Source organism: Actinospica acidithermotolerans, assembly GCF_018139625.1.
Lineage (GTDB): Bacteria > Actinomycetota > Actinomycetes > Streptomycetales > Catenulisporaceae > Actinospica > Actinospica acidithermotolerans.
Window position 1 is genome coordinate 1 of the sequence record NZ_JAGSOH010000079.1, and the last position, 23,124, is coordinate 23,124.

Genomic DNA, 23,124 nt, shown 5'->3' on the forward strand with positions numbered 1-23,124 from the left:
GGCGGGCGGCGGCCGAGGGAATGACCGGCCGGGGGGAATGACCGGCCCCCGGCCGGGGAACGCGAGGCCGGCGGGCCGGGAAACGTGAGGCCGGCGGCCGGTCGCAGCGGTCGGAACACGCTCGGACTGGTCTAGAGCGGTCGGTTCCGGTCATGATAGGCGGCGGCGGTCCGATCGTCCGACGACAGGTCCTCGACAACGATGTCGCGCGCGGCAGACGCTCGCGGCAGAAAGGTCTAGGGCGGCACAGAGCGGCGGCGATGCCGGGCGCGGCGGAAATGCCAGTCGTGGCGGCGATGCCGGGTGTGGCAGCGCCGTCGGCGGCGGCGGACCGGTGAGCGCCGTACGACGACAGCGAAGGGAGCGACGTGCTCAGCATCCTCGGCCTCGACGAACCCACCGAGCGCGTCTACCACGAGCTGGTGCTGACCGGCCCGGCCAGTGTCGAGGCGCTGGCGCTGCGGCTCGGCCTGGCGCGCGAGGCGGTGGCCGGGTCGGTCGAGATCCTCGAGGCCAAGTCGCTGGCCAACCGGAACCCCGTCGGCCTGGTGCAGACCGCTCCCCCGCAGCTGGCGCTCGGCGCGCTGCTCACGGCGCAGCGGCACGCCCTCGGCCAGGCCGAGCTGACCGCGGCGGCGCTGGACGAGGCGTACCACGCGGCCTCCGCGCAGAATGCGCACGACCTGGTCCAGATAGTCGTCGGCGCCGAACAGGTGATGCAGCGGCTCGAACACCTGCAGCTCAACGCCGAGACCGAACTGCTCGCGCTGGTCCAGGCGCAGGTGGAGATCCCGGCGACGTGCGAGGGCGAGGCCGAATCGCTGGCCATCCAGCGCGGCGTGAGCTACCGCGTCGTGATCGAGCGCGCGGGACTCAACGGCCCGACGTCCGCGAACGCACTCTCCAGCGCGGTCCCGGTCGGCGAGCAACTGCGCGTCATCGACGTCCTGCCGACGAAGATGGTCATCGCGGATCGCTGCACGGTGATGCTGCCGCTGAGCCTGCCGGGGTCGGCGGATCCGGACCCGGCCGGGTCGCATCCGCCGGCGTCGACCCAGCGCGCGGACGACGGCCCGGTGGCGCTGATCTCCCGTGCCCCCGCGCTGGTCAACGCCATGATCGGCTTGTTCGAGTCGATCTGGCAGCGGGCGCTGCCGGTGCGCAAGGACGGCGAGGAGGCCCTCGTCGTGGACGAGCCGGGGATCGCCCTGCCGACCGCGCTGGACCTGCGGATCCTCTCGCTGCTGCTGGTCGGCGCGACCGACGCGGCGATCGCCAAGCAGCTCGGCCTCGGCCTGCGCACCGTGCAGCGGCGGGTGGCGCACATGATGGAACTGGCCGAGGTGAGCACCCGGCTGCAGCTCGGCTGGCAGGCGCGCGAGCGCGGCTGGCTCAAGTAGCGGGTGGGGCGCGCGGCTCCCGCCGCTGATCCGGCTCGGGCAGTCCGTGGTCCGGCCGGGGCGATCCCGCTCCGGTCATCCGGCTCGGCGATCCCGCTCCGGCGATCCGGCTCGGATTCCCCGGCTCGGGAAGGCCGCGCACGGTCGGATGCGACAATGGAGCCGACGCCGAATGGCCGAGCGGTGCGGTGCGCCGGGCGGCCGATGGGAGCGAAAGGACGCGCGTGGTCTCGATCTCGAAGTCGGGCGAGGCGGACAAGTCTCTGTACGAGCGGATCGGCGAGGAGCCGTTCCGCCGGATCGTGCACGCCTTCTACGAGGGCGTGGCCGAGGACGCCGAACTGCGCGCCCTCTATCCGGAGGAGGACCTCGGGCCGGCCGAGGAGCGGCTGGCGCTGTTCCTGATCCAGTACTGGGGCGGGCCGTCGACGTACTCGCAGAAGCGCGGCCACCCGCGGCTGCGGATGCGCCACGCCGGCTTCCACATCGACGCCGCCGCGCGGGACCTGTGGCTCAAGCACATGCGCGCCGCGGTGGACGGCGCCGGACTGCAGGAGGCGGACCGCGCGGAGCTGTGGGCGTACCTCGAATACGCCGCGGGCTTCATGGTCAACGCCGCGTAGCCCACACCGGGTAACGATTGCCTGACACGGCGAACCCTGATACCTATTGATCCATGGCCATTCGCCGCGCGGGAGACGTAGCGCTGGTCACGCGCGACCACATCGACCTCTGCCGGGTGTGGTCCTCTTCGTGTCGCCGACACCTCTGACGGCCCACGAATAGCAGTACCCTTCTTCACATCAGAGGTGAACACGTCCATGAGCACGATGACCCTGCCCGCCGCTGCCCTGACAGCGTCCGCGAACTTCGTCCACCTGGAGGCGGGCGACCCGCTCGCGGTGGAACTGGCCGCGTCCTTCCTGGCCGAGGAGTCGGCCCGCGGCGGAGCCGCCGCCGCCAGGTACCTGGAATCCGACCCGCGCGAGTACGAGACCTGGCTCGGCGGCGCCTGGATCGGCCTGCGCCAGCCCGACGGCTCCCCGGCCGCCGGCGCCGCCTACCGCCGCTACGACCCGACCACCGCCGAGCTCGCCCAGCTCTGGACCCGCCCCGAACTGCGCCGCAACGGCGTGGCCAGGAAGGTGCTGGCCCACCTCGAATTCCTCGCCGAACGCTCCGGCTACGACCGCCTCTACGCCGTCGCCGAACCGGGCCACGACGTGCTCCGCGAGTTCCTGCGCGCCGCCGGCTACCAGGCGCTCGGTGACGAGTCGCTGGAATACCTCGGCTTCGTCAAGGCTTTGCCACGTAGCGATTATCTGCCTCATCCGCTGAGTTAGGAGATCCGGCCTCCCCGATCACCGCCGCCAGATGCTCCGCGACCATCAGCGTCGGCAGATGCGTGTTCCCGCTGGGGATCACCGGCATGATCGAGGCGTCGGCGACGGAGAGGCCGGGCACGCCGTAGACCTCGCCACGGGCGTTGACGACGGCGCCCTGCTCCGGGTCGGGGCCCATGGCGCAGGTACCGCAGGCGTGGTGGTAGGTCCAGGCGGAGCGGCGGACGGCGTCGACCAGTTCGGCGCCTTCGTCCATTCCTGCGCCGAGCCACTGCTCGGGGCCGCCGGCGAGTTCGCGCAGGGGGCTGATGGCGCCCACCTGCCGGGCGGAGCGGACGCCGCGGATCATGGCGGCCAGGTCGGCCGGGTCCTCGAGCAGGTTGAGGCGGATCTTGGGCGCGGCCTCGGGGTCGAGGGTGGCCAGGCGCAGTCTGCCGCGGGACCTGGGCCGCATCACGGTGGCCGAGATCCAGAAGAGCGTCGAGGTCGCGGCGGGGACGTGCTGCAGCCAGGGGGCGTCGTCCGTCCCGTCGGAGTCGGTGCGGGTGGCGACGATCTGGAAACGGGGGCCGTCCGGGAAGTCGGCTGCGGCCGGCCAGACGACCGAGATGCCGGGGTGCTCCTGGAGGTTGGCGCCGACGCCGGGCAGGTGCGAGCGGCAGGGCAGGCCGAGTACGGCGAGGTCCCGCGCGGGGCCGATGCCCGACCTCAGCAGGATCGCGGGTGAGCCGTAGGTGCCGGCGGCGAGGACGACGCGGGCCGCTCGCACTGCGCGTCCGTCGGCCAGTCTCACACCGGCGGCGCGGCCGTTCTCGATCAGCACCCTGTCGACGAGCGCGCCGGGCAGGATGCTGAGGTTCGCCCGGTCTCGCGCCGCGCGGAGGTAGGTCAACGCGGCGCTCATCCTCACGCCGCCGATCGTGTTGACCGGCGCGGCGCCGACGCCGGCCGCGCCGGGGCGGTTGTGGTCGACGACCTCGGGGAAGCCCGCCTCGACGAGTGCCTCGTACGCGGCGGCGCCTACCGGGGTGAGTTCCCTCGGCTCGTAGCGGCGGATCGGGATCGGGCCGACCCGGCCGTGCCAGCCGTCGGCGAAGTCGAGGTCCGTCTCCAGCCTGCGGAAGTCCTCCAGCACCTCGGCGAAGGACCAGCCGGGGTTGCCGAGCCTGGCCCAGCCGTCGTAATCCGCGGGCGCGCCGCGCAGCGCGATGGTGCCGTTCGTGGCGCTGCAACCGCCGACGAGCTTCGCGCGGGCCACGGCGCCGCCGGTCGCCTCGTCCGTGTAGCCCCAGTCGTGAGTGCCCGCCGAGCGCCAGCCGGAGCGCAGTTCCGCGGGCAGCGCATCGGGATCGGGGTAGTCGGGGCCCGCCTCGATCAGCAGCACGCGCGGGCCGCCCCGCTCCGAAAGCCGGGCCGCCAGGACGCAGCCTGCCGCCCCGCCCCCCACGATCGCTATGTCGGTCTCGATCCGGTCAGCCTCGGGCTGAAGGGACATGGACTGCACCGCCTCACGAAGATCGGGGAGCTGTCCCTGACCACCCTCGGCGGATCCCGGCGGCGCGCACAAGGGCGTATCGGAGCACTGATGCCCCGATACGCCTCGGTGTTCCTAGCGGTTGTTGTTGACCTTCGGGTCGAGCAGGCCGCGGTCGCGCAGGTACTCGCGCAGCGGGTACTTGTCGCCGATACCCCAGTAGGACAGCGCGTCCTTGCCGCCGCCGAGCAGCTGCTGCTGGATCGGGGTCAGCTCGTTCCACCACGGGTGCTCCGGGGTGATGACGCGGTCCTCGTGCGGGGCGATCCAGCGGTACGTCCAGCCGATGAACAGGCAGCGGCGGTCGATGTCCGAGTAGTTGTCCGAGCGGCCGTGGTAGAGGCGGCGGTCGAAGAGCACGACGTCGCCCTGGTTGGCGCAGACCTCGATGGCGCCCTCGGGCTGCTCGAAGTCGAGGCTCAGGTCCTCGGGCCGGGCCAGCCGGCTGGTCTTGTGCGAGCCGGGGATGCACATGAAGTTGCCGCGGCCCGGCTGCGAGAGGTCGGAGAGGTAGAAGGCGGTGCGGATCGACAGGAGCGGGCGGACCGGCTCGGTCTCGATCTCCAGGTTCTGCCGTCCGCCGTCCTGGTGCCAGCGCCACGTCTTGCGGGTGTCCGCGGGCACGCCCGGGTGGATGTCGATGTGGTGGTGGTACGCGTGGATGTTCCAGCCGAGGATGCCCCACACGAGCGGGAAGACCGTGGGCAGCTCCAGCAGCTCCAGGAACACCTTGTCCCGGTGCAGGAAGCCCATCAGGTGCATGCTCTGGTCCTTCGGGTGCAGCAGGCCCTCGGCCTTCTGCTGCGCGTACACCCGGTCCTGCGCCTCGATCAGCCGCTCCAGCAGCTGCGCCGGGATGGCGTCGCGGATGATGAAGTACCCGTCGCGGTCGAAGTCGGCCCGCTGCTCATCCGTGATCTGGATGCCGTCGTAGGGCACGAGCGGACGGTCGGCGGCCGAGGAGGCCGGGGCTATGGACTCGCCCATCATCATGGACATGGGTTCGCGACCCCCTTGTATCGAGGAACCTGGACGACCACGCCGATTCGCCCGCGAAGCGCGGTCCGCTCTTTCAGACGCCCGGTCCACCAGTACGGTTGCGGATTTACCGGCAGGTTACGAGCCGATTCTTTACGGACCCTGAGGCGTTCGTCAACGCTCGCTTACCCGGGCCAGTCCGGCCGACCACTTCTCCTCGACCCGGCCGAAGCGCCACACCGCCATCGCGACCAGCCACGTCGCCACGAACAGGCCCACGATGAAGAATCCCGCGCGGTTGATGTCGAATGCCGACATGGCGTTCCAGAAACCGCCCGTGAGGTGCAGCTCGGTGGCGAGCAGTCCGAGTGCTTCGATTCCGCCGATGAACACGCAGATGCCGACGGACAGTCCGGTAATCGTCAGGTTGTAGTAGACCTTGCGCACCGGGTTGAGGAACGCCCAGCCGTAGGCGAGGTTCATGAAGCAGCCGTCGATGGTGTCCAGCAGCGTCATCCCGGCGGTGAACAGCATCGGCAGCGCGACGATCGCGTACCAGGGCACATGCTGGCTGGCCAGCACCGCGGTCGTGGCCAGCAGCGCGACCTCGGTGGCGGTGTCGAAGCCGAGCCCGAACACGACGCCGACCGGGTAGATCTGCCAGGGCTTGCGGATCGCGCGCATCCAGCGCCCGAAGAACCGGCTCATCAGGCCACGGTTCTGCAACTGCTCCTCGAGCGCCGCCTCGTCGAACTCGCCGCGCCGCATCGAGCGCCAGACCCGGGCGATTCCGGCCAGAATGACCAGGTTCAGCGCCGCGATGAGGAACAGGAAGCTCGCTGAGACGACCGTGCCGAAGACGCCGCCGAACTGCTCCAGCGAGGAGTTCGGGTTGGAAACCTCGCCGAACACGGTCTTCTCGGCGACCACGATCCCGGCTCCGATCGCGACGACGACCGTGGAGTGGCCGAGCGAGAAGAAGAAGCCGACGCTGAGCGGACGCTGGCCGTCGTGCATCAGCTTCCGCGTGGTGTTGTCGATCGCGGAGATGTGGTCGGCGTCGAAGGCGTGCCGCATGCCGAGCGTGTACGCGAGCACCGCCACGCCGATGCCGAGGCCCTTGTAGTGCTGCGGGACGACGAGGACGGCGAAGATGCCGAAGCCGAGGACGTGCAGCAGCGCGATGAAGCCGAACATGAGCAGCGTGCGCCGCCACTCGGCCGGCGTGAGCATGGCCCGGACGCGGGCGATCCGGCCGACCCCTTCGGCGGCGCCGGGGACGGCGACGGGACTCGAGACGGTCACGGGTTCCTCGTTCTTCCGGCGGCTGGCGGGACTGCTGGGCTCACTATGCATTCTTCCCGCACTTGCAAATAGTTTGCAAGTACCGGCGGGTGGCGATCCCACCCAGGCCGTGCGATCGCCGCCGCCAGCCTCCACTGGCGCCTACGGCGCCCGGTCACCTCACCGGCCAGCACGCCGAGCTCGCGCGCGGAGCTCGCGCGACGAGCTCGCGCGCCGCATCGCCCAGCGCCCGCTCGCCACCCAACGCCCCGCCCCCGTCGGGCCGAGTCGGCTCGATCCCGTCGCCGCGACGCACGCGTGAACTGCCCTGAATGGCGTAGTTCAGGGCGCTCGGCCGACCGCGGTGTGCCCGGGCGAACCTAGGCTGGCTCACGTTTGCGCCTCACCCGGACGGAGGCGGGGCGACTGAGTCGAGGAGGTCCCATGAGCGCACCGCCGACGACAGCCCCCCGCACGCCGCACGCCGCGGCTCAGCGGCGGCCCTCGCTGATCGGCCACGTCGAGAACGGCTGGGCGGCACTGATCGCCGAGTTCGTCGGCACGGCCGCCTTGGTGTTCTTCGCGGTGGGCACCGCCGTGTACTCCGGCGTGACCGCCGGAACCGTGGGGATCGCGCTGGCGTTCGGCTTCGTGCTGGTCGCGCTCGTCTACGCGATCGGCTCCGTGTCGGGCTGCCACGTCAATCCCGCCGTCACCCTCGGCATGGTGCTCGCCAGGCGGATGAACCCGATCTGCGGCGGGCTCTACGCGATCGCGCAGTTCTGCGGCGGCATCGTCGGCGCGCTGCTGCTCTACTGGGTGTCGAACACCGTGCTGGCCCGGACCGGCGGCCCGTTCAACCGCAAGTCCTTCGGCGCCAACGGCTACGGCAGCGACTCGGACCTGCATATCAGCGTCGGCGGCGCGTTCCTGGTCGAGATCATCCTGACCGCGCTGCTGATCATCGTCGTCCTCGGCGTCACCCACGGCCCCGGCGTGAAGGGCTTGGAAGGCGTCGCCATCGGCACCGCGCTGACCGCCATCCACCTCGTCGGCATCCCGCTCACCGGCACCTCGGTCAACCCGGCCCGCTCGCTCGGCCCGGCGATCTTCGCCGAGACCAACGCCCTCAGCCAGGTCTGGCTCTTCATCGTCGCCCCGCTGTGCGGCGCGGTACTCGGCGTCCTCGTGCACACCGCCCTGCGCGGCTACAAGCGGAGCGTCGTGGAGAGCAAGCCCGTGGACCGCGCCTCCGCCGAGTGACCGGACCGGCGCCCCCGATTTCTGTTGCGGTTCTGTGAAATCCGAGATACCCATAAGTGCTCTGCAGCGCATATGAAGGTACTGCTTGATAAATTCACAGAAACTGGGGGGTCCGGTGTTCCGACACCGTTCGGCGACCGCAGCGGTCGCACTCGCGGCCGCGGTCGCGCTCATCCCCGGCACCGCCTTCGCGGCCGGAAGCACCACCGGCAAGGCGAAGGCCGTCCCGGAGACCACCGCAAGTCCATCCACGTCGAATTCGTCGGCATCGGCATGGGCATCGACGTCGGCATCGGCATCGACATCGGCGTCCGGCTCCGCGAAGGCGCTGCGCACCTACGCCAGCCCAGCGAGCAAGTCGATCCGCTTGCAGAAGCCCGAGATCACCTCGTCCGCCGCGACCGGCGCCGGCAAGTCCGCGAAGGCGACCGCGTCCTCCGCGACGACGATCTATGTGGCCGCGTACAGCACCGCGACCTGCACGGACGGCACCGGCGCAGGCACCGCGGCCACTCCGTACTGCTCGATCCAGAGCGCCGTCGACGCCGCCGTGTCGGGCGACACCGTCGACGTCCTCGGCTCGCAGGGCTACTTCTCGACGGAGTCCGTGACGGTCTCCACCTCGGGGATCTCGATCGTGGGCGTGGGCAACCAGGCCTGGGACATGGCGCAGAGCGGCTCGCCGGCCTTCATCCTCAACGGCGTCAGCCACGTCACGATCTCCAACCTCATGCTCAACGGGGCCGGCACCGGCGTTCCGGCCGTCGAGATCCTCGGCTCCTCCAACGTGACCCTGGACTCGGACTACATCCAGGGCGGATACGCCGGGGTGAATCCGAACGGCACCGGCATCGAGATCGACGGAGCCTCCGACAACGTCACGGTCAGCCGGACGTACGTGAACACCGGCATGTCCGCGCCGAGCGACTCCGGCATCGCGATCGAATCCGGGGCGAGCGGCATCACCCTCGCCGGCGACATCCTGGCCTCCGCCGGCATCGTCGCGACCGGCGTCACCGGCCTGGACGTGGCCGGCAACACCATCCAGCGCGGGTGCGACGCGGCGATCGACATCGAGGGCACGTCGACGAACGTGAGCCTCCAGAACAACCTCATCGAGGACGCCAACCCGAACACCGACTCGTACCTCGACGGCTACCAGTCGCAGTGCCAGGCGGACAGCGCGACGTGGGCACCGGACATCACGGTGGCGGCCCCCGCGACCGCGGGCACGACGACCAACTACAACGACTTCTACGTCTACGGCACGGACGGCACCGCCGAGTACGACTGGTCGGGCATGAACTACACGACCCTCGCGGCCTTCCGCACCGCCTCGGCCCAAGGCTCCGCGGACACGCTGGACACCGTCGAGGCCAACTCGGCGGGCTTCCGGCCCAACGCCATCTCGGACGTGGACGCGAACCTCGTCGGCGGTTCGCGCGCCATCGCGTCGGCGAACTCCTCCGCGCCCGGCGAACTGTCGACCGACTTCTACGGCGACAGCCCGTACACGAGCCGCGGCGCCATCCAGTACAACAGCCACAACCCGACCCTCGCGGTGTCGCTGAAGGTCGTGGACACGAGCGCGAAGGGGATCCAGCTCACCTCGACCGTCACCTCAGCCGCCGGCTACACGCTCGAACCGAAGGTGACGTGGGGCGACGGCAACTACGACTTCGAATCCTTCTACAACAACAGCCTGGACCTCACGTACAACTACCTGAGTCTGGGCACTTACACCGTCAGCATCACCGTCACCGACGGCGAGGGTGACGCGGTGACCAACTCCGTGGTCGTGACGACGGCGGGCACCTCGTACACGGCGTACGGCCCCACACGCATCCTGGACACCCGCAAGGGCACCGGAACCGGCGGCGTGATCGCGCCGGTCGCCGCCAACGGGACCCTCAAGCTGAAGATCGCGGGCAACGGAAGCATCCCGGCCGACGCGTGGGCCGCGGCGCTGAACCTGACGGTGACCAACCCCAAGGCGGGCGGCAACCTGACGGCATACCCGGACGGCCTGAGCGCTCCGGTCACCTCGAATGTGAACTTCGGCCCCAAGCAGACCGTGGCGAACATGGCGGTCGTGGCGGTCGGCGGCGACGGGTACGTCGACCTGCGCAACAACAGCGGCGGCACCGTCGACCTGGTCGTGGACATCAGCGGCTACTACACACCGACGTCGGCGGGCAAGGGATACACGGCCATCACCCCGGCCCGCTTCCTGGACACCCGTAACGGCACCGGAGGCTACGCCTCCAAGACCGTCTCCCCCGGCCACCCCGTGACCCTGAAGATCGACGGCCGCTTCACGGTCCCGTCGAGCGCAGTCGCGGCCGTAGCCGTCAACATCACCGAAGCGAGCCCGTCCGGCAACGGCTACATCACCGCCTGGTCCGGCGGCACCGAGCCGACCGCCTCGAACCTGAACTTCACCACCGGCGAGACCCGCGCAGCCTCGGCGATCGTCCCGGTCAGCTCGTCGGGCACGATCAACCTGGCCTACACCGGCACCGGCTCGGCCCGGCTGATCGTGGACGTGGACGGCTACTACAGCTCCACCGGCTCGTCCTACGTCCCCGTGGTCCCGTACCGCTACCTGGACAGCCGGACCATCAAGAACGGCGCCCTGCCCTCCGGCTACTACTACGAACTCGGCCTCGGCAGCTACGGCACCCTCGGCCCCGACACCATCACCGGCGTCATCGCCAACACGACCGTAACCTCCACGACCGGCGCCGGCGACCTCGTCGTCTTCCCGAACGCCAACTACTCAAGCGACCAGCCCGTCACCGTTCCGACCACCTCGGCGCTGAACTTCACCAAGGGCACCACCGTGCCGAACCTCACCTTCGTCACCCCCGGCTACGGCGGCGACGAAGACTTCTACAACCAGAGCACCGGCAGCCTGCAACTGATCGTCGACGTCATGGGCTACTTCATGGCGAGCTGATGGTGTGAGCGGCGGGCGCGGGCGCGAGCCGATAGCTGCAGTGCCGAGCTGACCGGCGGGCGCGAACGCGGGCAGATGGACGCGAACGCGAAGTAGGACCCGAACGCGAACTAGGACGAGGACGCGAACTAGGACGAGGACGCGAACTAGGACGAGGACCCGAATGAGGACGGGGTCGTGTCCGATGGCACATCGCCATCGGACACGACCCCGTCCCCGTTCCCGACGCCGTCTGCGACCCCGTCCCCGACCCCATCGTCGTCTTCCAGCCAACGCAATTGCTGTTGCCAACAGGGTCACCGCAGCCGAGACTGACACAGACATCTGTGAACCACTACACGAGGAAGGGGCGCCAGCTGCCATGCCGGACCAGCCGAGGCCGACGCCGCCGTACCGACCCGGCGACCCGCCCCCGTCCGAGGACGAGCTCGCCGGCATCAACAACGGCCCCTGCCGCTCGTTCACGCCCATGGAGCCGCCATGGGAGTACATGTGCCGAAAGTGCGGCTACCCGCACAGCTGACCGCATGCGACGCTCGCCACTGCTGCTAGAAAGCAACTTCTGGCGGAACTGCTGATAAGCAGAGTCAATTCCGAGGGAGCCCACAGGCCCTCCTGGTCGTAGGGGAGCCATCCCTCGCGCGGAAAAAAGCGGAACCAGATCTTGACCCGGTCCGTTTCTGTCACGGCCGACGTTGCTGCGCGAGTGTCCACGGGCTACATCCTCCAGCATCCGCGCCCTCGCTGGCATCCTCCTGCCGAGTCCGCTCATTAGGCCAGGCCCGCAGCTCCTTCATCCTCACAAGGAAACGCCTCATTGAGCGCAGCCGACACCGCACGTTGTCTGCGATGGAAGTAAGGCAAGGCGGTCACGACGCTCTCTACGAACTCCCCTCGGGGCATGTCCGCATACCTCGGAGGCCGCGCCGGATGCTGCTGGTCGACGCTCTTCCTGACCTCGCCCGTGAACAGGTAGACGGCAGCCAGCACTTCGGACTCGAACATAACCTTGGCGACAGTGAGGTCGCCGGGGTCGGCTTCGTTGGTGACCATGCTCCCGATGGTGTTGCACAATGTGAGCAGAGTTGCGATCGCCGCCTCCGGATCGCCATCTGGCGACCACGCCGCTTGATCCAGCGCCTTCCGCATCACTGCGGCGATCCTCGACCTGGATGCCTGGCTCTTATCCACCTACACATGCTGACACAGCACAGCGTGGGCAGGCCACAGCCTTCAGTATCCGTAGTCCGGAAAAGGGGCGCGATCACCGTCGCCCCCATCACCTCGAACACCATATGTGTGCTCAGCTTTCAAGTCCTGGTGCCCGCCGGAGAGACCTCGGGACTGAAAAGCGACTCAAAAATCCAAGCCGAACAAATCCGATCCGTCTCCTTCGACATGATCGGCAACCGCATCGGCCACCTCGAGGCCCCGGCGTGGCGCGGCAGACCCGATCCCGATGGCCTCAGCTGCCGGCGAAGTAGCCGAAGACGTCGATGACGAGGTCGGTCGACCCGGCCGAGCCGTCGTACACGGCGAGGGTGTCGGCGGAGGAGGTCGTGGCGAACAGGCCGGAGTTGGCGATGTTCTGCCCCTTGCCGAAGTTGACGTCTGAGGCGTTGGGCAACGCGGTGCCGGCCGGGTAGGCGGTGAGGTGCCCGAACGAGGTCTCGTCGGTGGCCGTTAGGTTGGCCGACACCGTCACGTCTGCGGGAAAGCCCGCGCTCGCCCCGGCGAGCGTGGAGTCGAGGTTGAACGAACCCGCGCTGTTCGGCGCGATGGGATTCTTCGTCGTGCGAGTGTCCACCGCGCGGAACGGCGTGACCGGGACGAAGGCGTCCGGTGCCGAAAGCGAGAAGTAGCCGGAGACGTCGGCGATCAGATCCGTCGAGCCGCTTGACGCGCCGTTGTAGAGCTCGATCCTGCCGTCCGCTGCAACCGGGACGATGACCGTGTTCGAGATCGTCTGCCCCGGCGCGTAGTTGAGACTCGACGTGGTCGGCACCCCGGCGCCGTCTGGCTCGGCAGCGATGAACCCGCCACCGGTGGCGTTCGTCTCCGTCACGTGCACGGCGACCGCTGTGACATGAGCCGGGATCGAATCCGTACCCGAGATCGGGACCGCGATGGCGTGCTTCGCGGCCACCTTCGCCTTCGGCGCCCCGGTGCCGTCACGCGTGTCGAGAACCCGGTCACGTGCCGTCGGGTGGTAGCCCGCGGCGGCGGTCTGGGTGAAGTAGCCGGTCGCATCGATGATCAAGTCTGTCGTCGTGCCACTGTCGCCGCTGACGCACACGATCAAAAAGCCCTCGGTGAGCGGCACGATGGCGCTGTTGGCCACGGTCTGACCTGCCATGTAGTTCACGTCAGAGGCCTTGCTCAGCCCGAGGGTGACCAGGCCGTTCTGCACGGTGTCGGTAGCGGTGACGTTGACCGCGACGGCGGTGGCATTCGCCGGGACGCCGTTCGTGCCCGCGACCTGTATGTCGGCGCACCCGTTGTACCCGACGGGATTGTCCACGCCGCCGATGCCCTTGCGGGTGTCGAAGATCCGCTTCGGGCCGATCGGAGTGTAGTCGGAACCAGCCGTGGTGACGGACGTGCTCGCCGAAACAGTTGCGCCGCTCGGGAGCTGCGCCGTGTCCGAGATCGAGTACGTCCCGGGCTTGGCGTAGGTGTGCGCCGTGACCGTCGCGGCGGTCGTGCTCGAGGCCGGGACCGTCTGAGACTGCCCGTCGCCCCAGCTGATCGTGTAAGACACCTCGGGCGTCGGGCCGGGCGTGAGGTAGTAGTGCGGATCGAGCGCGTCCGAGAAGTTCTGCGCGATGGTGCTGCTCAGATCGGCGCTGAGCGCGGAATCCGCGGTCGCGGTCGCGGTCACGGAGGTGGCGTACTTCTCCTGGAGCACCCCGCGTGCGCAGTACGCCGGATTGCCCGCGCCCGTCACATCGACTACCGGGTCCTGGCTGCACGAGGTGTCGCCGTAGAAGTCGGTCGCGAGCATCCCGGGCGCGGAACTGTTCGCCGAGTTGATCTCCGGCGCCGTGGGCACGTCGTCGTAGATGTCGTTAAGCTGGGGATTCGCGTTGAGATCGTGCGCACCCTGCCCGGTGGCAGCGGCGAGGGCGGAAGCGGAGGCGTAGTCGGTTCCCGCCCACGAGTAAGGGGCCTGAGTCTGCGATGAATCCGGGTAGACGACGTTGTAGTCGAGCGTCGTCCCGGGTGCCGACGAGGCGTCCACGGCGACGAGGGGCGCACTCGCCGTCGTACCGGCAGCGGACTCGACGATGTTGTTCTCAATCGACGTGCCGGTGGAGCCGTCGGAGACGCTGACGACGTTCTGACCGGCCGGACCGTAGTAGAAGTCGTTCGACGTGATGTCCGTGCCCGACGCGCCGGCGACCGAGATTCCCGGAAGAGTGGAGGCGAAACGCACGGCATTCGTGCTGATGAGGTCTCCGGAGCTGCCCGCATCGATCTGCACGCTGCCGAGCCTGTTCCGCGTCAGCGCGATGTTCGACGAGGTCCCAGCGATGTGGACCGCTATACCGTCGGTGGTCGCGTTACGAATCGCCATCCCGTTGATGACGATATTGGAGGACCCGTTCACCTCGATACCGGTTGCCAGGAACTCGTTCGTGACCTGCTTTCCCTCGAAGGACACGTACGAAGATCCGTCGAAGCTGATCACGGGCCCGGTCTGGTTCGCCGCATTCGTGATGAAGACGGGCCCGCCGGTCGCCTGGAGCACGATCGGCGCTGCCGCCGTGCCCCTGGACTTGATGTCCAACTGTCCCTCGTACGTGCCTGTCGCGACATCCACCGTGTCACCCGCCACCGCGGCATTCGCGGCAGCCTGGATCCCGCAGTACGGCTCTGCCGAGGTACCGGTACCCGCATCGCTGCAGCTCGCCGAGGACTCGTCCACGTACAGCACGGTCGTGGCATCCGCGTGCGCCGCGACAACCCCGGTCAATGCTAGCGAGACTGCGGCTATAGCCGTTGCGGCACGACGCGAAGTACACATCAGAACCCCCCAAGACCCCCAGATGGCGGCAACAGCCGTCCACGGAACTCTAGACCTTCGCCGCCCGCCCGAGATCCCCGACTCTTCCCGGTCGTGTAACAGATCTATCTCAACACATGACCTGCGCTCGCAGCATGGTGTGGCGCGCATCGGTGCTTGTAAGCTCGCGTGCGCGGACCGGCTGTGGCCGGGATTCCGCGATGGGGTGGATCTCTTATTCCTGAATTGAGATGACACGTGCGCAAACGCATAGCGGCGGCCGTAACGGCGGCACTCCTTCCGATGGCGGGCGCGGTGACCGTGCCGATGACGGCGAGCGCCGCCGCCGGTGGCACGCTCTACGTCGACAAGATGTCGCCCTACTGCTCCGACACGGGAGCCGGCGCGGGAGCAGCCGCAACCCCGTACTGCACGATCCAGGCTGCCGCCAACGCGGCGACGGCCGGGGACACGGTGCAGATCTTCGGTGGCGCGGCCAACGCCGTGGCCTACGGCGAGAACGTCACCATCACGCACTCGGGCTCGGCCGGTGCGCCGATCACCTTCGAGTCGGTCGGCCTGCGCTCCATCGTCGGAGGGCTGGGCAAGTCGAACACACTGGCCGTCAAAGGGGCGAGCTACGTCAATCTCGTCGGATTCAACGCGGGGAGCGTCGATCTCCAGAACGCCTCGCATGTGATGTTGACCAAGTCTATCGTCCAGTCCCTGACCGTCGAGAAGGGCTCGAGCTCAGTCTCCATCGAGCGCGACGATCTGGCCTCGGTGACGGTCGCGTCAGGCGTTTCGGGGACGGACCTCGCCACGAACATCATCCAGACCTCATCAGCATGCTGTGGCGTGTCCGTGGTCGGGGCGACCGGCACTGACATCGTGAACAACTCGATCGACGTCGTGAACTATCCGAGCGCGAGCTTCGCAGGCATTTCGGTGACCGGCGGTGCGAGCGGGACCAGCATCGAGAACAATGTCATCTGGGGCAACACGGAGGGTCTGCCCGAGCTTCTCGTAGATGCCTCGTCCGCGGCCGGGACCAACGAGGGCTATAACATCCTCGACCTGAACGGCACGAACAGCAGCGTCCCGTACTCGTGGGCCGGTACCACCTACACCACGCTCGCGAGCTTCCAGGTCGCGAGCGCGCAGGGCACTGCGGACCTGGTCGAGGACGCGTTCACCGTGTCGTCGACCAGCGACCTGCTCACGTCCGACGATCCCGCTGTCGGCTCGGCGAACTCGGCCGCTCCCGGTCTGCCCGCCACCGACTTCTACGGGAACACCTGGACCGACGACACGGCGGTCACCAGCACGGGCGCCGGACCGGAGACGTATTACGACCGCGGTGCGGTCAACCTCGCGGAATACAACAATGCGACGGTGAACGCGGCCATCGACGAGCAGTCGGTTGCGGCCGACATCGACGTCTCGGGCCTGCTGCTGGGCAGCACGGGCACGATCACGCTCAACTGGGGCGACGGCAGTGCCGCGGTCACCGCGTTCACGAACAATGGAGCCACCTACTTCACCGACTACTCGGATCTCGTCCAACTGCACGAGTACGCGTCCGTCGGCACGTATACGATCACTGCCACGATCGTTGACGTCTCCGGGACCAGGACGTTCACGACCCAGATCACGACCGGTGGCTCGACGTACGTCCCGGTCACCCCGAAGCGGGTCCTAGACACGCGTGCGCCAATCGGCGTCGCCACCGCCGGAAAGGTCATCGCCGGGCACTCGATCGCGGTCGACGTCGTCAGCGGCGTCTCGGGCGCACCGGCCGCGAGCACGATCACCGCGGTGGTGCTGAACGTGACCGTGACGCAGCCGGTCGCGGGCGGGTTCGTCAGCGCCTATCCGGACGGCACGGCCGTGCCGAAGTCCAGCAACCTGAACTTCACCACGAACGAGACCGTGCCGAACCTGACGACCGTGATGATCGGCCTGGACGGCAAGGTGGACCTCTACGCCACCGCGACCACGCACCTCGTGGCCGATGTGGAGGGCTACTACGTGGCCTCGGCCGCCGGCGCCGGCTACCATCCGACCTCGCCGACCCGCGTGCTCGACACCCGCAAGGGGACCGGCGCCCCGGCTCAGGCCATCGGGCCCGGCAAGTCGATCACGCTGAAGCTGGCCGGCACCGGCCCCATCCCGGCGAGCGGAGTGACCGCGGTGGCCATGAACGTGACCGCGACCCAGCCGAGCACGGGCGGCGTGATCATCGCCTACCCGGCGGGCGGCAGCACGCCAAACGTCTCGAACGTCAACTACAGCACCGGTGAGACGGTGCCGAACATGGCGATCGTCAAGCTCGGCACCGGAGGCGCGGTCGAGTTCACGAACAGCTCCAAGGGCACCGTGCAGCTCGTTGTGGACGTGTCCGGCTACTACACCACGACCGGCGGCGATGCCTTCGTCCCGATGACCCCGTGGCGTGCCCTCGACACCCGCAACGGCACCGGCCAGGAGACGTCGAAGCCCATCGCGGCCGCCGCGAATGCGCAGGCCGTGTGGTGGTTCGACGACGAGTTCGACGCCTCGGGCTACTGGTCCGGAGGTCCCCAGGACGCCGCCGGCCTGGTCCTGAACGTCACCGTGACCCAGCCGACGGCCCCGGGGGTGCTCATCGCCTACGCCGGCTCCTCCGTGCCGACCGCGTCGAACATCAACTTCTCGGCCGGCGAGACCGTCCCCGCGATGGTAATGGTCGGAACCATCGACGACGACACGTCGCTCTACAACCAGTCCAAGGGCACCACCCAGGTCGTCGCCGACGTGTTCGGCTATTTCAGCTAGGTCCTCCCTCTCGGGTCGTGCGCCCTCAACACCGCCGATTTCGGAGAGCCACTATGATCCGAAACACGGGATGGCAGACCTCTGCCAGGGCAGGCGACATCGAAACAGGGGCTGACGACCGCGGGGTTGCCGGCGCACGAGGGCGCGGACGAGGAAAGCCGGGTTTGCAGACCGAGGGGAAGATCCGACCAGCCTGCTTGTGGGCTGTGGCGCATCCCCGGCTACTGGGTCACACTACGTCAGTGAGGTCGACTACTCCTGAAGATGGCTGGGCCAATCTTAAGCACCCTGAGCTCTACGCCGACCTGCAAGCCGCGGGCAGCCTGGCGGCCGCTCTCGAGCAGACGGCTGCCGAACTACAGCTCGACGTCGGAGAGATCCGTCCGGGATCCTGGGGTCGACTCCTGTCTGCCCACATCGGGGCCGCGCCCGAGCTTCATCGTCGGCCTCTTGAAATCACCAGTGCAGCCAATACCCGATCGTTCGCATTCAGCGGGTGGAGCCGGGGAGCACGCTTGATCGATGGTTGGACCGCTGACCTTCGAGAGCTCGCCCGCAGCGCAGCGCTCTGGCGCTCGGGCGCAACCCTCACCGATATTCAGCGCGCCTGCCCGTGGACCAGAGCTAGCGACTTGGCGCTCGCCCATGAGCGCGGCCCGGCGGACGCGGTCACTGTCATGTGGGAACTGGTCCGCGCCCAGATGCACGAGCCGATAGACGATCAGCCATTCGAGCTCGGAATCCGCGCGGCGGACGCCGCCTATGCCGAGCCGCGACTGCGCGAGCTGTTCCCGTACACAAGTCACTGGGTGCTGTGCTTCAGCCGGTGCACTGGCTCCCCGCACACCTTCGATGTGCCCTGCATCGGATACCTTCTGCCAGAGTGGCGCTACCAGGTTCGGTGGCCCGGTTGGGAAGACATCGATCGCCTCGTGCTGGGAGAAGCCGACACCGCCGAGGAAGCCGTCGCCCTCGTTGTGGCGAACCTGCCTGAAGGATGCAGCGCAGCCGTCGCCGGTACTCGCGACGACCTCTGAATCGGGGTCGACCCCTTCTGTGCTGGACGCAGCCCCTTCAAAGCCAGTACCGCAGTGGAGTACAGCAACGGGCCTGACCTTCAGCGGTCCAGACTGACGCTCAGCAAGGTAGCCCGGCCGGGTATGACAAGCTTTGCGCGGGGGGGTGCCGCAAGTTCGGGACGAAGAGGTCACGCGCCCTCTTCTACCGGGGCCATCATGTGCTCATGCACGACGACGGCAAGACCTCGTGGACAATCCGACATTTCTCCCAAGCCAACCCGAGTGGCGCTGCTCAAGCCGACGTCGCTGCGCTGCTTCGGCGGGTTGCTGATTCGCTGGACCGGCTCGGTGCCATCGAGGTGTCGGACATCGTGATGCACCACGAGGTGACCGAGGACGGGATATGGCCGTCGCTTACGGTCTACTTCCACAAGACCGATGTCGACGAGGGCTGAGCGTGCCCGATGCGTGCCCGTCGGAAGGTAGCCGAACGGTGAATCACGGGGACTCACGGGAGATCAACTCCGTATCGAGCCTCTGACCTGGGCGCAGGTCAGAGGGGGTGCAAATACTCTGCTTCCCAAGCTGACAGCTTGGAGCGTTTCATGTTTGCGGAGCAATCGTGGCGACGTTCCAACTGGGCGGCAGATCGCTATCGCAGAAGGCGCACGCGAAGAACCCGTCCTTCACGACGTTCAGTTCTGCGCACGCTGGGCAGCGCCGAAACACGACCTGCTCGGTGAAGGCCGGCGGATGTGACAGGCCGATCCTGTCGAGAGCGCTAGCCACCGCATCCCAAGAGCTGAGATCCGGGCAGTACCCAGTCGACTGGTTGCTGACGCGGCTGACTGTCCAGCCTTCACTGCTCCGCTTGTCAAAGGCGATCTCACCAGCGGCCATCACGCGCTGGCCAGCGGCACACGCCACATGCTCACTGCGTCGCGCAGCCAGGCGAATATACCCACTCAGATCGACGACGTACGTGAACGGCTCGTCCAGCTCAACGGAAGGAGTGCGGGCAACCCAGGCCGTGAAGTCGGCGATCGACTCGACGACCTCGCCAACCGCTTCCGGGCGAACCAGCCTTAGCAGATCGCCTGGGCCGACGTACTCATACGACCTCTCCACGCGCGTCACCATAGACCACCGACACGAATCCGCGTCGAGTTTTTGATCGCCAGCTCAGCACTCCAAGTGTCAACGCATGTAGTCAGCAGAAGGCTTGCGGTTGACACCAGCGACCGACACGAACGGCGCCATATGCCAGCGTTCAGCGTCGGCGGCGCGAAGCATCTGAGCGACTCGCATCTCCAGCGGGTAGCCCTGCTCCGACAACCATGACCTGACGCGATCTTCGAGACTCGTCAAGGCGTTCAGTCACCGTCCGTGCGTAAGGCCGAACTATTTGCGTGCCAGTAGCGTGCCGGTAGCAGCGCTCCAACACGGTCACTCACGGTGACAGCTCAAGGATATAAATGTGGGCCCCTGTTCAGCGCTTCCGCTGTTCAGAGGCCCTAGGCCTTTCAAGTGGCAGATCCAGGATTCGAACCTGGGTAGCTTGCGCGACGGATTTACAGAGGTGGCCCGAGCTCGCTCTGCACGGGCTTTGACCTGCACCAGAGGGCATCCGTCGCCCTGGAGAGCGAATCTGTGTCACGTCTGTGTCACGCAGCGCCGCAAGCGACTAGCCAGATCCGCCCTGTCGCCACGGTTCGCGGGCTACGATGGCGTCACGGAGCGGCGACAGGCGAGAGGGCACCGTGGAGGAAGTCGAGCTCGAGTTCAACAAGGCCATGCGACGCATCTATGCAGAGGCAAAGGCTGAGCTGGGATACAACGCGTCGCGCTTCCTTCAGATGGTGGAGCGCGACGGCGGCCTTACCACGGCCAGGCGGTTGCTCTGGAGCGCAGACCCCTCCGACGGATTCACGGTGCTGTGGGAGAAGTCGCGGCTCGACCTGAGCGTCGAGGCCCACGTGCTTCTCCCACAATTCGAGCCATTGTTCACCGACGAAGACCGTGAGCGGGCTCGCGAGCGGTTAGAGCAATACGAGTGGACGGCGCGGCGGAAGCGGCGGGAGGCCGGTTGACGCGCTGTCTACTTCTGACGAATCGCCCCGGCTTCAAGCCACTGAACGAGTGTCAGGGCCAGATGTACAGCGGCCTCGGCCGCTTCCTGCGTGATCGGCGCAGAGGTCGGTCCCCCAGCGTGCCGCTCACGCTGCCCGTGCCATAACAAGCCAATCATCGCGACAGCTGCATCGACAGGGGCGGGATTCGCATCGCGCCCTGAGATGACTAGTTCGTACTTCGCGCTTGCCTGCTCGAGATGCGTTTTGACAGTGCCAAGGGTCGGCTGTTGGGCGTGCGGCAAGAAGAGCGGACATGCGAGCGCCTCCACCGCCTTCACCGCATCTGAGTAGGCCTCGCCAGGATCAGGGCGCATGCCGTAGACCTTTGCCCACGCGTCGCGCAGAAGGTCAGCGGCCCCTTCGCGGCCTGTCTTTGTGAGAGACTGGCGGATCGCGTGCATGGCGGCGCTTGCCGTCGGGTCGACTCGAGTCTCAAGCCCGTCTCTATCAGCGTTCACGCAGTACGCCGATCCTCCCTCCTCGAGAATCTCTTGCAGCTCGTCAACCAAGTCCGCCGCATGAATAACGCCACGTGTCGCCCTAGGCGAGATCCTCTCACGCGATGGAACGGTCTCCAGGCCGATCCACAGCAAGGCATCGATGACGTCCAAGATAGTCGGTTCATCGACTCCCTGAGCGAGATCTCTGGCACTGAGGTGAGGAAGTCTGAGGCGGAGGCAGACTCGCCTTGCCATACGCTCCGTTGTGGCGGTGTAGATCCACTCGCGCAGCGCGATGTTGAGATGGTCTGGAACTCCCTCAAAGAGTGCCTCTTCGCGGACGAGCCCGCTCTGGCGTTGACTAAACGGCCGGAACGACGTCCTGCTGCCGAGTGCCTCATCTTCGCTCACGTACCCCGCCCTCTCCCTTGGCGACGGCTCTGCTCCCTGCCCGTCAGGGCAGAGGGCAGAGCCGCAGTGTCGCCGTCAAAGTTACCGCTCGCCGAAGCCTCTATCATCACATTTCGTCATTGAGCGCCTGTTCGATCCTCTTGTTCATGGCCTCGTGCTGGCCGTCGATGCACTTGGCGTAGACACGCAGCAGGACTTCGACGCTGTGTCCAGCGCGCCGAGCCACCTCAGCGGGGTTCACACCGCTGCCGAGCCAGAGAGATACTCCCCCGTGGCGCAAGTCGTACGGCCGTTCTGCGAGTTTCGACACTGCCTGAGCTTCCGTCAGTGCGGCCGTGCGTGCCCGCTTCCAGGCTGGACCGTAGGTGGACTCCGAAAGAAGGCTCTCCTTGCGCTTGCCGCGGAAGAGTCGCCCGTCGGCCGCCGTGCCGTGCTCGGCGAGGTGGTGGCGGAGCATCTTCACCAACTCAGGCGGGATCGGCACCGGGCGCATGTCGCCGGCGGCGCGGTGCTTGAGCCCGCGCACGTCGTGCGCTTCCCCGGTGTCGGTCCACGCTCGTCCGGCCCTTGTTGCGGTCGCGGTTAGGTCCAGTCGTCCCCATCCCTTTGCGGGCAGGTGGCACTGACTTTGCGTCAGCGACACGGCCTCGGCCGGGCGCATTGCGGCGAAGTACAGGCAGGCGAAGAACGCGGCGAATTCGGGGCGGTGCTTCCGGACCTCGGCGAGGATCCTGCGTACTTGGGCGGGGTTGGCGACGACGCGCGGATCGACCACTTCGGCTTTCTTCGGCATCGTCCACTTCACGCGATCGAGCGCGTTGAAGTCGAGCAGTTCGAGCTCCACCGCATATTCAAGTGCGTTGTAGAAGGTCGCGCGCTTCCTGGTGAACGTCGCCGCGCTGGCCGCCCTTCCGTCCAGCTTCCTGGCGATCGCCTCAAGTCCGCGGCGGGCGGTCGCTGCCTTTTGCAGCGAGCGCAACGGAACGGATGCTCCCGTCGTCCATTCGAGAGCGGAATTCACGGCGCTAGCGGGCTCGTGCTGTCTGGCGGTCGCGTTGAACGCCCAGCCATAGAGTGCGGCCCTGAGAATGGCGTCGTCCGGCCGCCCCGGCTTGTCGTATACCAGCCCCATCGTCAGCACGGCCAACGCCTCGGCGATGCTGGTGCGGGTGTTCGCAGCGGCGTGCGGCCATTTCATGTCGAGGTACGAGACGGCGAATTCGTACCATGTCCTTTCATCGACGACCTCCTGACGCGCCCACGAGACAGGTTCGCCGGTCTCCGTGTCAAACGACTCGCCCGCGCGTGCCGCAGTAACGAGCTTGGACCGGTGGGTGTCGGCTTGTGCTTGGTACCTGAATGTCTGGCCGAACGATCGCCCCCCGACCTTCCAGCGCAGATAGAACGGTTTGGGTCGGTCGTACTTCTGAACCTTGTAGATTCGGACGTCAACGGATTCGGTCATGATGGCCTCGCAGTCTCGAGAGACAGAAACGAACCGGGAGCCCGCAAGGCGGACTCCCGGCAAAGAGACTCGG

Annotated in this window: 19 protein-coding genes; 11 read left to right on the forward strand and 8 right to left on the reverse strand. The window is 67.6% G+C overall.

Annotation, left to right across the window (positions count from 1 at the left end):
• Window positions 1-368: 368 nt before the first annotated feature.
• The 3 genes from KDK95_RS23180 (at window position 369) to KDK95_RS23190 (ending at window position 2,743) form a co-directional block, all read left to right on the forward strand.
• Complete coding sequence (locus KDK95_RS23180; RefSeq protein WP_212520369.1) at window positions 369-1,400, forward strand: hypothetical protein; 1,032 nt, start codon at window positions 369-371, stop codon at window positions 1,398-1,400.
• A 224-nt stretch (window positions 1,401-1,624) separates the two neighbouring features.
• A complete protein-coding gene (locus tag KDK95_RS23185) occupies window positions 1,625-2,023 on the forward strand; it encodes a globin (RefSeq protein WP_307844588.1) in 399 nt (132 codons plus the stop codon).
• 198 nt (window positions 2,024-2,221) lie between these two features.
• Window positions 2,222-2,743 (forward strand): GNAT family N-acetyltransferase, encoded by a 522-nt coding sequence (locus KDK95_RS23190; RefSeq protein ID WP_212520370.1) that lies wholly within the window; start codon window positions 2,222-2,224, stop codon window positions 2,741-2,743.
• On the opposite strand, the gene KDK95_RS23195 is transcribed toward KDK95_RS23190, so the two are convergent.
• From KDK95_RS23195 to nicT, 3 genes are all read right to left on the reverse strand, one after another.
• Complete coding sequence (locus tag KDK95_RS23195) at window positions 2,697-4,238, reverse strand: GMC family oxidoreductase (protein WP_212520371.1); 1,542 nt, start codon at window positions 4,236-4,238, stop codon at window positions 2,697-2,699. The genes KDK95_RS23190 and KDK95_RS23195 overlap by 47 nt on opposite strands.
• A 114-nt stretch (window positions 4,239-4,352) precedes the next feature.
• The gene (locus KDK95_RS23200) at window positions 4,353-5,276 is read right to left on the reverse strand and encodes a phytanoyl-CoA dioxygenase family protein (RefSeq protein ID WP_212520372.1); all 924 of its coding nucleotides are present in this window, start codon (window positions 5,274-5,276) and stop codon (window positions 4,353-4,355) included.
• Between the two features lie 153 nt (window positions 5,277-5,429).
• Window positions 5,430-6,488, reverse strand: a complete 1,059-nt coding sequence (nicT, locus tag KDK95_RS23205; protein WP_372463374.1) for a Nickel transporter NicT — start codon at window positions 6,486-6,488, stop codon at window positions 5,430-5,432.
• Window positions 6,489-6,983: 495 nt separating this feature from the next.
• Here nicT and KDK95_RS23210 point away from each other — a divergent pair, with 495 nt between their 5' ends.
• From KDK95_RS23210 to KDK95_RS23220, 3 genes are all read left to right on the forward strand, one after another.
• A complete protein-coding gene (locus KDK95_RS23210) occupies window positions 6,984-7,802 on the forward strand; it encodes an MIP/aquaporin family protein (protein ID WP_212520374.1) in 819 nt (272 codons plus the stop codon).
• A 115-nt stretch (window positions 7,803-7,917) separates the two neighbouring features.
• Window positions 7,918-10,761 (forward strand): beta strand repeat-containing protein, encoded by a 2,844-nt coding sequence (locus tag KDK95_RS23215; protein WP_212520375.1) that lies wholly within the window; start codon window positions 7,918-7,920, stop codon window positions 10,759-10,761.
• Between the two features lie 361 nt (window positions 10,762-11,122).
• Window positions 11,123-11,284 carry a hypothetical protein gene (locus KDK95_RS23220; protein WP_212520376.1) on the forward strand — a complete coding sequence of 54 codons (162 nt, stop codon included), beginning with the start codon at window positions 11,123-11,125 and terminating at the stop codon, window positions 11,282-11,284.
• 248 nt (window positions 11,285-11,532) lie between these two features.
• Here KDK95_RS23220 and KDK95_RS23225 read toward each other — a convergent pair whose 3' ends face one another.
• Window positions 11,533-11,952 (reverse strand): hypothetical protein, encoded by a 420-nt coding sequence (locus KDK95_RS23225; RefSeq protein WP_212520377.1) that lies wholly within the window; start codon window positions 11,950-11,952, stop codon window positions 11,533-11,535.
• 6 nt (window positions 11,953-11,958) lie between these two features.
• On the opposite strand from KDK95_RS23225, the gene KDK95_RS38325 reads away from it, so the two are divergent.
• The gene (locus KDK95_RS38325) at window positions 11,959-12,261 is read left to right on the forward strand and encodes a type II toxin-antitoxin system PemK/MazF family toxin (RefSeq protein ID WP_212520378.1); all 303 of its coding nucleotides are present in this window, start codon (window positions 11,959-11,961) and stop codon (window positions 12,259-12,261) included.
• Here the strand turns inward: KDK95_RS38325 and KDK95_RS23235 are convergent.
• On the reverse strand, window positions 12,227-14,737 hold the full coding sequence (locus KDK95_RS23235; protein ID WP_212520379.1) for a right-handed parallel beta-helix repeat-containing protein: 2,511 nt from the start codon (window positions 14,735-14,737) through the stop codon (window positions 12,227-12,229). The genes KDK95_RS38325 and KDK95_RS23235 overlap by 35 nt on opposite strands.
• Window positions 14,738-15,025: 288 nt before the next feature.
• Here KDK95_RS23235 and KDK95_RS23240 point away from each other — a divergent pair, with 288 nt between their 5' ends.
• From KDK95_RS23240 to KDK95_RS23250, 3 genes are all read left to right on the forward strand, one after another.
• Complete coding sequence (locus tag KDK95_RS23240; protein WP_212520380.1) at window positions 15,026-17,584, forward strand: hypothetical protein; 2,559 nt, start codon at window positions 15,026-15,028, stop codon at window positions 17,582-17,584.
• 242 nt (window positions 17,585-17,826) lie between these two features.
• Complete coding sequence (locus KDK95_RS37815) at window positions 17,827-18,621, forward strand: DUF6193 family natural product biosynthesis protein (RefSeq protein WP_212520381.1); 795 nt, start codon at window positions 17,827-17,829, stop codon at window positions 18,619-18,621.
• Between the two features lie 206 nt (window positions 18,622-18,827).
• The gene (locus tag KDK95_RS23250; protein WP_212520382.1) at window positions 18,828-19,058 is read left to right on the forward strand and encodes a hypothetical protein; all 231 of its coding nucleotides are present in this window, start codon (window positions 18,828-18,830) and stop codon (window positions 19,056-19,058) included.
• Window positions 19,059-19,206: 148 nt separating this feature from the next.
• Here KDK95_RS23250 and KDK95_RS23255 read toward each other — a convergent pair whose 3' ends face one another.
• Window positions 19,207-19,731, reverse strand: a complete 525-nt coding sequence (locus KDK95_RS23255) for a hypothetical protein (protein ID WP_307844590.1) — start codon at window positions 19,729-19,731, stop codon at window positions 19,207-19,209.
• Window positions 19,732-20,363: 632 nt separating this feature from the next.
• Here KDK95_RS23255 and KDK95_RS23260 point away from each other — a divergent pair.
• A complete protein-coding gene (locus tag KDK95_RS23260) occupies window positions 20,364-20,693 on the forward strand; it encodes a hypothetical protein (protein WP_212520384.1) in 330 nt (109 codons plus the stop codon).
• An 8-nt stretch (window positions 20,694-20,701) separates the two neighbouring features.
• Here the strand turns inward: KDK95_RS23260 and KDK95_RS23265 are convergent, their stop codons facing one another.
• Both KDK95_RS23265 and KDK95_RS23270 read right to left on the reverse strand, forming a co-directional pair.
• Entirely contained in the window at window positions 20,702-21,586 is an 885-nt protein-coding gene (locus KDK95_RS23265; protein WP_212520385.1) for a hypothetical protein, read from the reverse strand.
• Between the two features lie 106 nt (window positions 21,587-21,692).
• Window positions 21,693-23,051 carry a tyrosine-type recombinase/integrase gene (locus KDK95_RS23270; RefSeq protein ID WP_212520386.1) on the reverse strand — a complete coding sequence of 453 codons (1,359 nt, stop codon included), beginning with the start codon at window positions 23,049-23,051 and terminating at the stop codon, window positions 21,693-21,695.
• Window positions 23,052-23,124: the final 73 nt, after the last annotated feature.

Bases quoted from the DNA above. Each gene is read 5' to 3' on its own strand.
- KDK95_RS23190 (WP_212520370.1), top strand. From the start codon at position 2,222: ATGAGCACGATGACCCTGCCCGCCGCTGCCCTGACAGCGTCCGCGAAC.
- KDK95_RS23195 (WP_212520371.1), bottom strand. From the start codon at position 4,238: ATGTCCCTTCAGCCCGAGGCTGACCGGATCGAGACCGACATAGCGATC.
- KDK95_RS23200 (WP_212520372.1), bottom strand. From the start codon at position 5,276: ATGTCCATGATGATGGGCGAGTCCATAGCCCCGGCCTCCTCGGCCGCC.
- nicT (WP_372463374.1), bottom strand. From the start codon at position 6,488: ATGCTCACGCCGGCCGAGTGGCGGCGCACGCTGCTCATGTTCGGCTTC.
- KDK95_RS23210 (WP_212520374.1), top strand. From the start codon at position 6,984: ATGAGCGCACCGCCGACGACAGCCCCCCGCACGCCGCACGCCGCGGCT.
- KDK95_RS23220 (WP_212520376.1), top strand. From the start codon at position 11,123: ATGCCGGACCAGCCGAGGCCGACGCCGCCGTACCGACCCGGCGACCCG.
- KDK95_RS38325 (WP_212520378.1), top strand. From the start codon at position 11,959: ATGCTGACACAGCACAGCGTGGGCAGGCCACAGCCTTCAGTATCCGTA.
- KDK95_RS23250 (WP_212520382.1), top strand. From the start codon at position 18,828: ATGCACGACGACGGCAAGACCTCGTGGACAATCCGACATTTCTCCCAA.
- KDK95_RS23270 (WP_212520386.1), bottom strand. From the start codon at position 23,051: ATGACCGAATCCGTTGACGTCCGAATCTACAAGGTTCAGAAGTACGAC.